The sequence below is a fragment of the Pseudomonas sp. IAC-BECa141 genome, from assembly GCF_020544405.1.
Lineage (GTDB): Bacteria > Pseudomonadota > Gammaproteobacteria > Pseudomonadales > Pseudomonadaceae > Aquipseudomonas.
This window is the reverse complement of sequence record NZ_CP065410.1, coordinates 4794436-4808023: the sequence shown is the minus strand read 5'-3', so window position 1 is coordinate 4808023 and position 13588 is coordinate 4794436. Positions and strand designations below refer to the sequence as shown.

14 protein-coding genes are annotated in these 13588 nt (G+C 60.8%); 4 read left to right on the top strand and 10 right to left on the bottom strand.

The genetic code is table 11. The features are described from left to right. Entirely contained in the window at window positions 1-453 is a 453-nt protein-coding gene (locus I5961_RS22045) for a hypothetical protein (RefSeq protein WP_227233346.1), read from the top strand. Between the two features lie 23 nt (window positions 454-476). On the opposite strand, the gene I5961_RS22040 is transcribed toward I5961_RS22045, so the two are convergent. From I5961_RS22040 to I5961_RS22015, 6 genes are read right to left on the bottom strand one after another with little or no spacing between them, the layout of a single operon-like run. Beyond that, window positions 477-1811, bottom strand: a complete 1335-nt coding sequence (locus tag I5961_RS22040; RefSeq protein ID WP_227233344.1) for a DUF58 domain-containing protein — start codon at window positions 1809-1811, stop codon at window positions 477-479. Further along, window positions 1808-2809, bottom strand: coding sequence for an AAA family ATPase (locus I5961_RS22035; RefSeq protein WP_227233343.1), 1002 nt, complete (start codon window positions 2807-2809; stop codon window positions 1808-1810). The genes I5961_RS22040 and I5961_RS22035 overlap by 4 nt, the downstream gene beginning before the upstream one ends. Next, window positions 2806-3972 carry a DUF4350 domain-containing protein gene (locus tag I5961_RS22030; RefSeq protein WP_227233342.1) on the bottom strand — a complete coding sequence of 389 codons (1167 nt, stop codon included), beginning with the start codon at window positions 3970-3972 and terminating at the stop codon, window positions 2806-2808. Before I5961_RS22030 ends, I5961_RS22035 begins: the two co-directional genes overlap by 4 nt. Further along, window positions 3969-5513, bottom strand: a complete 1545-nt coding sequence (locus I5961_RS22025; RefSeq protein ID WP_227233340.1) for a DUF4129 domain-containing protein — start codon at window positions 5511-5513, stop codon at window positions 3969-3971. Before I5961_RS22025 ends, I5961_RS22030 begins: the two co-directional genes overlap by 4 nt. Further along, window positions 5500-6477: a stage II sporulation protein M gene (locus tag I5961_RS22020; RefSeq protein ID WP_227233339.1), complete on the bottom strand. Its 978-nt coding sequence runs from the start codon at window positions 6475-6477 to the stop codon at window positions 5500-5502. Before I5961_RS22020 ends, I5961_RS22025 begins: the two co-directional genes overlap by 14 nt. After that, a complete protein-coding gene (locus I5961_RS22015) occupies window positions 6474-7199 on the bottom strand; it encodes an RDD family protein (RefSeq protein WP_227233337.1) in 726 nt (241 codons plus the stop codon). The genes I5961_RS22020 and I5961_RS22015 overlap by 4 nt, the downstream gene beginning before the upstream one ends. Before the next feature lie 180 nt (window positions 7200-7379). On the opposite strand from I5961_RS22015, the gene sbcB reads away from it, so the two are divergent. After that, a complete protein-coding gene (sbcB, locus tag I5961_RS22010; protein WP_227233336.1) occupies window positions 7380-8810 on the top strand; it encodes an exodeoxyribonuclease I in 1431 nt (476 codons plus the stop codon). A 101-nt stretch (window positions 8811-8911) separates the two neighbouring features. Here sbcB and mvaT read toward each other — a convergent pair whose 3' ends face one another. After that, complete coding sequence (mvaT, locus tag I5961_RS22005; protein WP_007951234.1) at window positions 8912-9289, bottom strand: histone-like nucleoid-structuring protein MvaT; 378 nt, start codon at window positions 9287-9289, stop codon at window positions 8912-8914. 339 nt (window positions 9290-9628) lie between these two features. On the opposite strand from mvaT, the gene purU reads away from it, so the two are divergent. Further along, a complete protein-coding gene (gene purU / locus I5961_RS22000) occupies window positions 9629-10477 on the top strand; it encodes a formyltetrahydrofolate deformylase (protein WP_011335666.1) in 849 nt (282 codons plus the stop codon). A gap of 58 nt (window positions 10478-10535) precedes the next feature. Beyond that, window positions 10536-10712, top strand: coding sequence for a hypothetical protein (locus I5961_RS21995; RefSeq protein WP_007951232.1), 177 nt, complete (start codon window positions 10536-10538; stop codon window positions 10710-10712). Here I5961_RS21995 and I5961_RS21990 read toward each other — a convergent pair. Genes I5961_RS21990 through I5961_RS21980 form a run of 3 tightly spaced genes read right to left on the bottom strand, consistent with a single transcriptional unit; the run spans window position 10696 to window position 13572 of the window. Further along, on the bottom strand, window positions 10696-11694 hold the full coding sequence (locus tag I5961_RS21990; RefSeq protein ID WP_227233334.1) for a lysylphosphatidylglycerol synthase transmembrane domain-containing protein: 999 nt from the start codon (window positions 11692-11694) through the stop codon (window positions 10696-10698). The two genes, I5961_RS21995 and I5961_RS21990, sit on opposite strands and share 17 nt — an antisense overlap. After that, window positions 11691-12467, bottom strand: a complete 777-nt coding sequence (locus I5961_RS21985) for a DUF2334 domain-containing protein (protein ID WP_227233332.1) — start codon at window positions 12465-12467, stop codon at window positions 11691-11693. The genes I5961_RS21990 and I5961_RS21985 overlap by 4 nt, the downstream gene beginning before the upstream one ends. Further along, window positions 12460-13572, bottom strand: coding sequence for a glycosyltransferase family 4 protein (locus I5961_RS21980; RefSeq protein WP_085697187.1), 1113 nt, complete (start codon window positions 13570-13572; stop codon window positions 12460-12462). The genes I5961_RS21985 and I5961_RS21980 overlap by 8 nt, the downstream gene beginning before the upstream one ends. Window positions 13573-13588: the final 16 nt, after the last annotated feature.

The following is a 13588-nucleotide window of genomic DNA, read 5'->3' as shown; positions in this document are numbered from 1 at the left end:
TTGCCTGACTCCACTTCAGACAAAAATGGCATCGCATCATCTGTTTTCACGGTAACTGACATTGGCGAGCATGATTTGGAAGTCTCTCTGGCGGGAGACTCTTCCAGTCCCAAGATCCAGCGTATCGTAGTCAAGGATCAGCTACTTGCAGTCATTAAGCTGGAAGTTGATAAGTACGAAGTGCCCGTCGGAAAGTCTTTAGAAGTCCGAGCACTCTTGCAGTCTTCGCTTACTCAGGAACCCATGGAAGGGGTAAAAGTTGATTGGGAGTATCGTCACTATGGGGATGATGTGAGCTACTCGAATGCCTTGGGCAGGACGTCAACGTGTGTGCTTGCTACTCAAGAAATGTTTGAACGCCCACCTTTATATATTTGGGCCCACGTTCATGGCCCTAATTTCACCGTGTCCAAGGGCATGACTTTGCTCGTTGTTCCGAATGCCAATATTTGAGGAAATGGAGTGGAGATACATGATCATTGCAGCACGCCTGATTTCTTCCAGGCCAGATACCGAGTGACAAGCTCATGATTCAACTTTTCTGCACGCGTATCCAACACCGGGCATCCATGAGTGCTGAGTCGTTCCTGGATGTTGGCTCGTGTGTTCAAGTAATCAACCGCACCGCAGTAGGACAATGCCTCTTGCAAAGTTTGTACTGATGAACGGCGCAAAAGGTCAGGAGCCATTTCGCGCAGACTCACTAAAAGAACAGGATGATGTTGGCTCAAGAGTTTAACGGCGCTCAGTACCCCCTCATCATCCTCTTCGCGAAGGTTGCTCATCAATACCACCAGCGCCCGGCGCGTCTGTCTGGCCAGTAACCGGTTCACCGCTGCCGGGTAATCGGCCGTGCGTTGCGTGCTATCCAGATCATAAACACTGTTTAGCAGTGCCTTGAGCTGTCCTGCTCCTTTGACCGGTGCAATAAACCGTGGCTGATCACTGGCAAATGTCATCAACCCCACCGCATCCCCATGCCTTAACGCCACATAACTCAACAACAGACACGCATTCAACGCATGATCGAAATGCGACAGCTCCCCATCCTGACTGCGCATGTTCCGCCCGCAATCAAGCATGAAAACAATCTGCTGATCCCGTTCGTCCTCGTACTCTCGGGCAATCGGCGTGCGGTGGCGGGCGGTGGCTTTCCAGTCGATCTGGCGCAGGCTGTCGCCTTCGCGAAATTCCCGCAGTTGATGGAATTCCATCCCCTGCCCACGGCGTTGGCGCTGGCGTATGCCGAGCTGGCTGAGCCAGTTGTCGACCGCCAGTAACTGGCCGCCGTAGAGGCGGGCGAAGTCGGGGTAGACGCGGGTGTGGTCGGTGATGTTCAGCAGGCGTTTGCCGGACCACAAACCCAAGGGGCTCGGCAGGTTGAGCTCGCAGGTGTCGAAGGTGAAGTGGCCGCGTTTGAGCGGGCGCAGGCGATAGCCGATCAGGCTGCTCTGGCCCGGTTGCAGCTCGGTGTCGAGTGGCAGGTTTTCGAAACTCAGGCCATCGGGTACGTGATCGAAGATCTGAATGGCCAGTGGTTGGTCGAAATCATGTTCTACCTCCAGCCGCACTTCGCTCCAGCGACCTAATGCCAAGCTGCCGGGCATCTGTCGTTGCACGCGGGGCGAGGGCAGGCGCCTGAGGCGCAGCGCGTCCAGCAGGCTCAGCGCGAACAGCGCCAGCAGCAAACCCCAGTTGATCGACAACAGGCTCGATGGCACTTCCACATCCAGCGCCTGTAACGCGCCCAGGACAATGCCGATGGCCAGCAGAATTGCCAGCCAGATCAACAAACGACGCGAGGGTTTCACAGGCGCGGCGCCGGTACTTGGTCAAGCAGTTGCTGAAGGACTTGATCAACTTGCAGTCCTTCGATGTCCAGTTCCGGTGCGAGGCGCACCCGGTGACGCAGCACCACCAGCGCGCAGCCCTTGATGTCGTCCGGGATCACGAATTCGCCACCGCGCAACAAGGCCCGGGCGCGGGCGCAGCGCACCAGTGCAATGGAGGCGCGAGGTCCGGCACCGAGGGTCAGCCCCGGCCAGGTACGGGTGCTGCGCGCCAGGCGCACGGCGTAATCGAGCACTTGATCGTCCAGCGGCAAATCACTGGCGATGCGTTGCAGGGCTTGCACGTCCTTGGCCTGCAACACGGTGCGCAGCGGCTGCACGTCGAGCATGTCGGCGCGGGTCGAGCGGCTGACCTGCCGCACCATGTCCAGCTCCTGATCGGCGTCGGGGTAATCCATGCGCACCTTGAGCATGAAACGGTCGAGCTCGGCCTCGGGCAGCGGGTAAGTGCCTTCCTGTTCGATCGGGTTTTGCGTGGCGAGCACCATGAACGGCTGGGCTATCGGCAGGGCGCGACCTTCGAGGGTGACCTGACGTTCCTGCATCGCTTCGAGCAGGGCGGCTTGCGTCTTGGCCGGGGCGCGGTTGATCTCGTCGGCCAGCAGCAGGTGGGTGAACAACGGGCCTTTGCGCAGTTTGAACTGCTCGGTCTGCAGGTCGTAGACCGCGTGGCCGGTGACGTCGCTGGGCATCAGGTCCGGGGTGAACTGGATGCGCGCAAACTCGCCGCCAAAGCACTTTGCCAAGGCGCGTACCAACAAGGTTTTGCCGAGACCGGGAACGCCTTCGAGCAGCACGTGGCCACCGGCGATCAGTGCGGTCAGCACGTCGTCGATCACCGGGTTCTGGCCGATCAGCGCTTTCTGCAATTCGCCGCGCACTGCTTGGGCCAACTGACTGGCTCGCTGGCGTTGCTGGGCCGCGTGGCCGGGCGAGCCGGGTTCTATGTGTTCGGTCATAGCGTGTTCCTCAAGGCTTGCAGGTGGGCGACCTGACGGCAGAATTCGGCGTCGGACATGCGCCGCTTCGGTGCCGGGCTCAGGGCCTGGCTGATGGCACGGGTCGGCTGGCGGGTCAGACGCGACAGCACCAGCCATTGTTCGGCGACATTCAGTTGATCGAAACCGGGATGACGGTGACGGGCGCGGCGCAGGACGTCCTGCTGCAACGCTTGCAGCAAGGTCTGTTGTCCGTTGTGACGCAGGTTGAAACCGGCACTGGCGCGCAGGTGTTCCATCAACTGCCGACGACTGCGCGGGGCGGGCGCCTGCACCGGGCCGTGACGCACGCCGACATGCCACAGCCACAGACCGATCAGCGCGAGCAGGGCGACGATGGCTTGTGGGAAATAGCGCCAGAGCAGGGTCGGCAGACTGTCGTGTTCAGTGTTGTACAACAAGGTCACGACGGTGTCGGCGCTGAGGTACCAGAGCAGCCAGGCATTGTCGTGTTGCGCAATCGCCGGGGTTTTCCACAGGTCGGCATCGGTGACCACGGTGATCGTGCCGAGGCCGAAAGCCAGTTGCATCATGTGCGTGGCTTTCGCGCTGTTGGCCCAGGCCTGGGCGAGGTTTTTCGGGTCGTCGAGGTGGAACGCGGTGTCGAATCCGGCATAGGCCGGGGCGTCTTCGTCTTCCAGGTAGAGCTTGGTCAGATTGGGGTATGGATCTTCGGCGGCATCCGGTGGCGTTCCCTCGAGATCCTTGGTGAAGGATTGATGCAGTTGCACGCGGTCGAGCAGCAGGTCGTTGCTCTGGCCGGTCTTCTCATCCCAGATCGATTCGGCGACGAACACCAGCCTTCCGCCGGCCCGGGCCCAGTTCAGAGCCTGATCGACCTGACGCGGAGTCATTTTCGAGCGGTCATTGAACATCAGCAGTGTGTGCTGGCGCGGATCGATGTCGGGCAACACGGCGAGGCTTTCGGCGTGAGTGACCTCGATTCCGCGTTCGCGCAGAAACATCTCCGCCGCCAGATAAGGATTGGCTTGCGCGGCGGGGGACGGGCCATGATCGACTTCGGCCTGGTAAGGCGTGGCCATGAGGTACAGATAAATGCCCAGCGCACCGAGCAGGGCGACGATAAGCGTGCCACCCGAAAGCCAGAGCGCACGCCGGTTCAACGGGCGACTCCCTGGCCAAACAGGGACCGCCAGCCATCACACAATTGCTGTTGCAGATGCGCCGCCGGTACGCGGTGCCCGTAGGCCATGTTCTGCCAGTGGCCAGTGAGGTGACGGCTGTAGGCGAGCAAGTCGGGACGCTGCAACTGTTCGATCCGGGCCAGCACTTCGTTTTCGGTGTCCGCAGGTTTCAGGGTCAGGTTGAAGTCGTGCAACAGATGACTGAGCAGTGCCCGGTACAGCAGGCCCAGTGCTGCGCGCGGCTCGGTTTGCCAGAGCTGTTCCGCGTGGCTGGCGATGTCATCGGGCAGGCTTTCCTTTTGCAGATCCAGCCCGAAGGCCTGTTGCGGCAAAGGCCTTTTGATCTGTTTGGGCAAGCGTGGACGGCGGCCGACGAACCCTTGCAGAAAATCCCGATAGCGCCAGACCAGCCAGCCAATTCCGGCGATCAGCGCGCCCCACAGCACGACTTCGATCGCCTTGGCGAGGCCCTCGAGGTGTCGGCCGTCCAGCCAGTCGAGCAGGGTTTTCAACCATTGCGGTGCTTCGCCTTCCTTGTTTTTTTCGGCAGCAGCGGGATCGTCGCCGAAGCGATAACGGGTGACGGTTTCCTTGTTCTTGAACGGCGGTTGTTCGAGCAAGGCCTTGATGCTGTCACGGGATGTCTGACTGGTCAGTGGCTGATTCAGGAGCCGGGGCGCATCCGGCGCGGTGTCAGGTTCGGCGGCCCATGCCGAGGGCACACCCGGCAGCAGCAGGCACACCACCAGCAGCAAGCCGATCACGCTGCTGTTCAAACGCTGGCGCAAACGGCGGAACACCAGTTCGATGTCCCAGGCTTCGAGGACGGTGCGGCGGTTCAGGTAAAGACTGAAACCGCAGGCGACGTAGATCGGTTCCCAGATCACCAGGATCAGCGCATAGAACGCATTGGTCAGATGCTCCAGCCAGCGCCATTCGTAGTCGGGCGCGAAGATCAGGCTTTGCCAGTCCCAATCGGTTTCGACCTGTTGCGGCAGTAGCAGGTAGAACAACACCATCAGGCCGATCCACAGCGCCGTTTCCAGATGCACACCGATGATTGTCAGCCACTGCGCGGCGCCGGCGTTGCGTTGCAACAGCACCTGCAAACGCTGCTGGCGGGCGTTACCGTCGAGGCCTTCGAGTTGCAGCACGGGCAGCAGGAAGCTGCGACTGAGGCTGAAGCGGCGCCAGGTCAGACTGGCGAGCAATTGTGGTTTGAGCAGACGCGGCCATTGGCGCAAGGCCTGTTTAAAGGTGGGTGTTTCGCCGAACAGCGCCTTGGAGAGGATGTACAACGGCAAGCGTTCGTACGCCGGTTTCAGCCACCAGAAGATGAACACGGCCAGCGACGGTGAATCCCACAACAGCAGGCTGAGCATCGCAAACAGCGGCAGGGTGACGATGGCCCAGCTGGTCATCAGCAGGCGCCGATGTTGCTGGCTCATGAGCACGCCCAGATCCATGGCTTCCCAGGTGGTGCGCGGACGGATTGCCACAGTTGCGTCACTCAGGCGCATGGCGGGTCCTTCCGGCGAACAGCAGATAGATCGCCACGCCGAGCCAGAGCCCGGCGCCGACCAGGTATTTGGTCTGCGGCGAAACCCCGATGCGTGACGACCAATACGCCTCGATAAACGCGGCGATCAACAGAAACAGCATGACCCCACAGATCAGCAGTACGCTCTGGCGCGCCGAATGTCTCAAGGCCTCGCCGCGCGTCAGGCGTCCCGGTGCTATCAGCGCCCAACCCAGTTTCAACCCCGCTGCACCGGCCAGGACAATCGCGCTGAGTTCAAATGCGCCGTGGCCGATCACGAACGGCCAGAAAGTCTGGCCAAAGCCGATCTCGGTGAGATGCCCGGCCACCGCGCCGATAGTCAGACCGTTGTAGAACAGGAAGAACGCGCTGCCCAGGCCCAGCAGCAAACCGCTGGCAAAGGTCTGAAAGGCGATGCCGATGTTGTGCATGATGTAGTAGCCGAACATCACCCAGTTTTCACTGGCGGCGCGCTCGGCCGAGCGCCCGAGGTGGCCGGCGACCGGATCGTACATGCCTTGCATCTCGCGCACCTGCTCGGCGGGGATAAGGTTGTAGATCAATTCGGGATTCAGATACACCAGTACCCCGAAACCGGCCAGGCTGCCGAGGAACAGCAGCCCGGCCACCAACACGAAAGGCCATTGCGCGCGAACCAGCCGGGGGAACCCGGCGAAGATGAAGCTCAGCAGGCTGGAACCAGTTTGCCGGCGATGACGGTAAAGCTGTTGATGGCCGCGCAGCACTTGCTGTTGCAATGAGTCGACGAGAAAACTGCTGTAACCACGTTCCTGCGCCAGCGCCAGATGCTGGCAGATTCGGCGATAGGCCTTGGGAAATTCTGCGACCTGCGACGTGTCCATGCCTCGTTCGAGACGTTCGAGGGCGAGGGTGAAACGCTCCCATTCGGCCTTGTGGCGGGTTTCGAAAAGGCTTTGCTTCATGTCGGACCCAACAGGCCGCGAGCGATGCCGTTAAGTTCGCCAACGGCTTTCGGCGCGCTGATGTGCAGCGGTTGAGCGAGCAATGCAGCAAGTTCATTGACTCGCGCCGTCGATAGTTCCGCCTGGCGTTCGGCGAAAGCGAGCAGGGCGCGTTGTTCAGTCAGGGTCAGCGGAATCGGCGAGCGGCGGGGTTCGGCATCGGGCAACTGCGGGCGCTGGAGCGAGCGTTCGCTGTAGATCACCAGCGTGCCGGCAGCGATGTCGCCCAGGCGTTTGAAAGTCGGGTGTTGCAGGCAACTGATCGCCCCGAGGAAATAGCCGAAGGGCATCAGGTCGACAAAACGCAGCAGGTTGCGCAACAGGGAGGCTGACCAGCCGATCGGCGTGCCATCGTCGTGCACTACCCGCAGGCCCATCCATTGCTTGCCCGGCGAGCGGCCCTGACGCAGCACTTCAAACAGCACCATGTACCACCAGCTCACCCCGAACAGCAACAGTGATCCGAGGCCCATGCCGAGTTTGCCGAGCAGCGCCAGTAACATGAAAAGCAGTCCCAGGATCAGCCCGCGCAACCCCAGATCGATGGTGAACGCCACGGCGCGCACCATCAGGCCGGCGGGGCGCAGCGGCAGGTCGATGCCTTCCGGCGTTTCGACCTTGTGCCGCGTGTCCAGTGGCGGGGCCAGCGATGCTTTCCTTCGCGGTGCTGTGGTCTCGAGCATGGGCTACCTGATGTTGCCGGATCGGGATGCAAGTGCGTCCGATGCTAGCAGCCTCTCGGGGGGAAACGACATAACTATGTCATACACATTCTTCAACCAAAGGTGACTGAATGATGCGGTGCTGGCCGCGACGACGCTTGAACGCCTAGACTTTGCCGATCTTCAGTTCAGGAACCGCCCGTGACTTCCATTTTCTGGTACGACTACGAAACCACCGGCATCAATCCCCGATGCGATCGCCCCTTGCAGGTGGCCGGGATCCGCACCGATCACGAACTCAACGAAATCGACGCGCCGGTCAATCTCTACTGTCAGCCCAGCGAAGACATCCTGCCGCATCCGGCGGCATGCGCGATCACCGGCATCACTCCGAGCCGCCTCGCCGAGCAAGGCTTGAGCGAAGCCGACTTCATGACCCGGGTCCATGCCCAACTCGCAGCTCCTGGCACTTGCGGTGCGGGATACAACACCTTGCGCTTCGACGACGAGATGACCCGCTACAGCCTGTACCGCAACTTTTTCGATCCCTATGCCCGTGAATGGCAGGGCGGCAACAGCCGTTGGGATCTGATCGATGTGGTGCGTGCCGCCTACGCATTGCGCCCGGACGGGCTGGTGTGGCCGACCGACGACGAAGGCAGGGTGACGCTCAAGCTGGAACGCCTCACCGCCGCCAATGGCATCGATCACGGCAATGCCCACGAAGCCTTGTCGGACGTGCGCGCCACGATTGCCCTCGCCCGGTTGATTCGCGAGAAGCAGCCGAAGTTGTATGACTGGCTGTTCCAGTTGCGCAGCAAACAGAAGGTCATGGACCAGATTCGTCTGTTGCAACCGATGGTGCACATCTCCGGTCGTTTCTCCGCTGCGCGCAGTTATGTCGGCGTGGTGCTGCCGCTGGCCTGGCATCCGCGCAACAAGAACGCGTTGATCGTTTGTGATCTGCACCTGGATCCGCAGGGTCTGCTCGACCTGGATGCCGAAACATTACGTCAGCGCCTGTACACCCGGCGTGACGACCTGGCCGAAGGCGAGTTGCCGGTACCGCTCAAACTCATCCACATCAACAAGTGCCCGGTGGTGGCGCCATTGTCGGTGTTGCGTGCGAACGATCAACAGCGTCTGGGTCTGGACATGGCGTTGTATCAGGCGCGTGCGTTGCGACTAAGTGACGCACAACAAGTTTGGAAAGATAAAGTCTCGGCGATTTATGCCAGCGAAGATTTCACCTCGAGTGACGATCCCGAACAGCAGTTGTACGACGGATTTATCGGTGACCGTGATCGTCGTTTATGTGAGCAAGTGAGAGCGACCGATCCTGCTCAATTGGCGCGAGAGCAATGGCCGTTCGATGACGAACGTTTGCCTGAATTGTTGTTTCGATATCGAGCACGTAACTTTCCCGATACGTTGAGTTTCGAAGAGCAAGAACGCTGGAAAATCTTTTGCCGGCAACGCTTGTCCGAGTCGGAGTGGGGTGCCCCTAATACCTTGCAATCTTTTGCCGAGGCGATGCAGCAATGGTTGCTTAGTGCTGCGCCGATGCAGGCCGAGGTGTTGGTTGAATGGCAGAACTATGTCCAGGCACTGCGCAAACGTTTGGATCTTTGAAATCGAACATGTTCGGCGCTTGAATGCCGGGCATAAAAAAACGCCAGCATTCGCTGGCGTTTTTTTGTGTCACAGAAGCGCTCTGCGACGAGGGTTGCGGCTTAGCCCAGCAGGGTAGCCCAGCCTTCAACCACGTCACCGCCCCACTTGGCTTTCCACTCTTTCAGAGTTTTGTGGTTGCCACCTTTGGTTTCGATGACTTCGCCGTTGTGCGGGTTTTTGTATTGTTTAACTTTGCGAGCACGCTTGGTGCCGGTAGTTTTGGCTGCGCCGCCACGTGGTGCCTTGGTTTTGGACTCTGGATCCAGCAGCGCGATGATGTCGCGCAGGGATTTGGAATATTCGCCCATCAGTGTGCGCAGTTTGCCTTCGAATTCCAGCTCGGCTTGCAGTTTGTCGTCTTGCGACAGGTTTTTCAAACGGGCTTGCAGCTCTTTGATAGCTTCTTCGGTGGCACGATATTCGTTGATCAAGGACATGATTACTACCTTATGTGGGAGTGCGCGATGGCAGGGGACAGTGCGGCAATAATAGTCAGGCTGTTTCATCAAGTAAACATTTAACCGGGGTTTTTATTTGAATTAGTTACGTTGAAAAGCCCGGAATTGAATGTTCAGTTAAATATTGTGATGGAGTCTTCGCAGATATTCACACAGGTCTGCACATGCAGGGCTATTGCTACGCCATCATTCTGGCGTTTGCAGGCGTCAAAAAAATTGCGGCGGGCTGTCGTGAGGCTCCGAGGGTCATCAATACTGCAGTTTTCCCGCGCAGTCGCTAGAATGGCCGCCTTTGCGAAGTTCTGGAGTTTCCCCCTCATGCGCACTTTTCGGTTGGTGATTTCTTGCCCGGACCGCGTTGGCATCGTTGCCAAAGTCAGTAACTTTCTGGCGGCCCACAATGGCTGGATCACCGAAGCGAGCCACCACTCGGATAACCAGGTCGGCTGGTTCTTCATGCGTCACGAAATACGTGCCGATTCCCTGCCTTTCGGTATCGAGGTGTTGCGCGAGAAGTTTGCACCGATCGCCGAAGAGTTCTCGATGGACTGGCGCATCACCGACACCGAGCAGAAAAAACGCGTGGTGCTGATGGCCAGCCGCGAATCCCACTGCCTGGCTGACCTGCTGCACCGCTGGCACAGCGACGAGCTGGATTGCGAGATCTCCTGCGTGATCTCCAACCACGACGACCTGCGCAGCATGGTCGAGTGGCACGGCATTCCTTATTACCACGTGCCGGTCAATCCGCAGGACAAGCAACCGGCCTTCGACGAGGTGTCGCGTCTGGTCAAGCAGCACGACGCCGAAGTGGTGGTGCTGGCGCGCTACATGCAGATCCTGCCGCCGGACATGTGCCGCGAATACGCGCACAAGGTCATCAACATTCACCACAGCTTCCTGCCGTCGTTCGTCGGTGCCAAGCCGTACCACCAGGCTTCGATGCGCGGTGTGAAACTGATTGGTGCGACCTGCCACTACGTGACCGAAGAGCTGGACGCCGGCCCGATCATCGAACAGGACGTGGTGCGCGTGAGCCACAGCGACAGCATCGAAGACATGGTGCGTTTCGGTCGTGACGTCGAGAAGATGGTGCTGGCCCGTGGCCTGCGTTATCACCTGGAAGACCGCGTGCTGGTGCACGGCAACAAGACCGTGGTGTTCTGATTCAGGTTCGCTCCCGCGCAGAGCGCGGGAGCGATCCATGGACCGTGAGGAATGACCGATGAGCGATCCACTGGACAAAGCCACTTCCAAGGCCCCCGCCACCTTGGGTGAGGGCTGCCTGAGCCGCTATGACCCGGATGACCTGAGCCCGGAGGACGGCACGGAGTTTCCCGGCGCTGCCGAACTGTGGGAACAGCTCAAGGACGAAGAGGATGACCTCAAGAAGCCTGTCTGACGCTCAGCAGCTTTTTCAGCAACGGCCGGCCCAGCATCAATAGAAACACCGGGCCACCGACCAGCAGATAGAAGTAATACGTCACCACCCGCCAGATCAGGATCGCCGCCGCGGCGGTCGATTTGCCGACCATCGGCGCCAGCAGCGCCGCCGAGGTCAACTCCGCCGCACCGGCACCGCCCGGCAACAGGCTGAATTGCCCCGCACCCAGCGAAAGCATCTGGATCAGAAAGGTCCAGGCCCATTGCACATCCGCCCCCAGACCGCGCAACGCCAGATAAAGCACGCTGTATCGCAACGACCAATGCACGCAGGTCAGGACGAACACCTTGATCAATGTCTGCCAGGGCAATTTCAGCGCATCGGTGAAAGCCGCCAGAAAGTGCAGCAACTGCCGCGCCCAGCGCCGTCGGGTACGCGGTTCGACGTTCATCCCCGCCAGCAGGAGCCCGCTCAGGCGGATCAATCGACGGTGATAGCGCGCGACCAGCACGCAACTGAACAGGCCGCCGGTCAACGACAGGGCACTGACGATCAACAGCCACTCCATGCGGTCGCTGAGATGCTGGAACAGCGCGTAGATCAGAATCCCGCTCAGGGCGCAGAGAAAGAACAGCAGATCGCTCAATTGATCCATCGCAAACACGGCGCTGCCCCGGGCCGGACGAACGCCGCTGCGCGCCAGCAGCGCCATGATTGTCAACGGCCCCCCGCTGCCGCCGGGCGTGGCGCACCAAGCGAATTCGGCAGCCATCACCACCCCGAGACTTTTGACGGGCGTGACCCGGTCACGCTGATCGCCGAGCAGCAGCCGCAGGCGCAAGGTGTTGATGCCCCAGCACAACAGAACCATGGCGAACATGATCAACAGCCAACGCAGTGGAAATGCCTGCAGGCGCTCCCAGGTTTCGCCGCCCCCGAGCAGGACGGGAACCGCCACGGCCACCAGCAGGCCGATCAGCAAAAGAATGCCGCGGCTCAAGCGGCACGCTCGGCTTGAGTGCGCTGGCGCGTCAGCCAGTCGATTTTGGTCATGGGCACGCGTCCCTCCGCCAGCAGTCGTTCAAGGGTGCGCCACCAGTAATCCCGGGAAAACCGGTGGCGCATGTCCACCGGGTGCAAGCCTAGACGAATCACCGGCGCCTGACGCCAGCGCTGCTCACGCTGTTCGCTGATGATCTTCGACACCCCGCGACGCCAGGCACTGCGCGCGCTCCACACCAGTCCGGGGGCCTCGACCGCGGAGAAATCCGGCAAGTGATAAAGATGCTGCGGAGCGCTGGTGTAGCGCAGCGGCAATTCGCGCAGTGCCTGGCGGGTGCCGGTGCTCATCAACCAGGCCGGGGCCACGAAACCATGCAGTGGCCAGCCGTGGCGTCGAAACAGATCGATGCCCGGGAGCAGGCGGGCGAGGGCGGCTTCACGGGACAACTGATAGAACTCGCCTTCATGGGTGTAGATCCGGCGCATGAACCAGTCGCGCGCCGTGTGCGGGCCAGGCTCGGTGTCTTCATGAAAGTGGCCGTGCAGGGCCAGTTCATCGCCGCGAGCGACCCGCTCGTCGAGCATCCGACAAAACGCCGGATCGGCTTCAAGTGCATCGTGTCGATGGAAGTCCGGGACCACCAGCCACGTGATCGGAACATTGCCCAGCCGGTCAACGGCTTCGACGAACCCCCGATAATCAGCCCACGTGGAGGGCGCCACGTCATGCAGCACCAGCATCAGCGCCGGGCGCTCGCGAAATTCAGCCATTGGCCACCCACGGAGCCGAATCGCCGAGCACGGCGTGGTAATGGCCCAACAGGCTATCGACCACCGTGTCCCAGGCGTAATGTCGTTCGACGTGTTGGCGCGCCTGTTGACCGAGTACGCCAGTCCCGCGACTGAACAGTTCGCGCACCGCATTGGCCATGGCTTGCGCATTGTTCGGCGCGCAGAGCAGGCCGCAGGATTCGCTGACGATTTCCTCGAATGCCCCGGCCGCCACCGCCACCACCGGAATGCCGCAGGCCATGGCTTCCAGAATCACCAGGCCGAAGGTTTCCTGATCGCCGGCGTGCAGCAAAGCGTCGGCACTGGCCATCAGTCGCGCGACCTGTGCGGCCGGGCAGAACCGGTCGATCACGCTGACGTTGTCCGGGACGGACGCCGGCATCGACGAGCCGACCAGCAACAGGTGATAGCGCGGGCCCAGGCGTTTCATGCAATCGAGCAGCACCGGCAGATTTTTTTCCTTGGAACCGCGACCGGCAAAGATCAACAGGCGCGTGTCCTCGGCTATCCCCAGTTCGCTGCGCAACCCGGTATCGCGGGCATCAGGGTGGAAGGTGTGCAGGTCAACGCCCAGCGGTTGCACGTAGACGTTGCGCACACCCAGCCCGCTGAGCTTGTCGGCCATCACCTGGCTGGGCGCCAGCACCCGGTCGAAATTGCCGTACAACTTGCGCACATAGGCGTCGACATTCGGCGTGACCCAATGGCCCATGCGGTTTCCCACCAACAGCGGCAGGTCGGAATGGTAGAAACCGATCACCGGCACATCGAGTTGTCGACGCGCATCGAGCGCGGCCCAGGCGGTGAGGTACGGATCGCCGACTTCGATCAGATCCGGCTGCAGATCCTGCAGCACCTTGCGCCAGGGGGCCAGGCGCACGGGGAAGCGATAGCCTTTGCCGAAAGGCAGGGCGGGGGCAGGAACGGTGTAGACGCCGTCACGTTCGCCGAAATGCGCGCCGGGAATCAGCAGGCTGTGGCGGATGCCGGGTTTGACCGCCAACCGACGGTGCTTGGCATCCAGATAGGTGCGCACGCCGCCGCTGGCCGGGGCGTAGAACATGGTGATGTCGGCGATATGCACGGTGAACGGCCCTCCG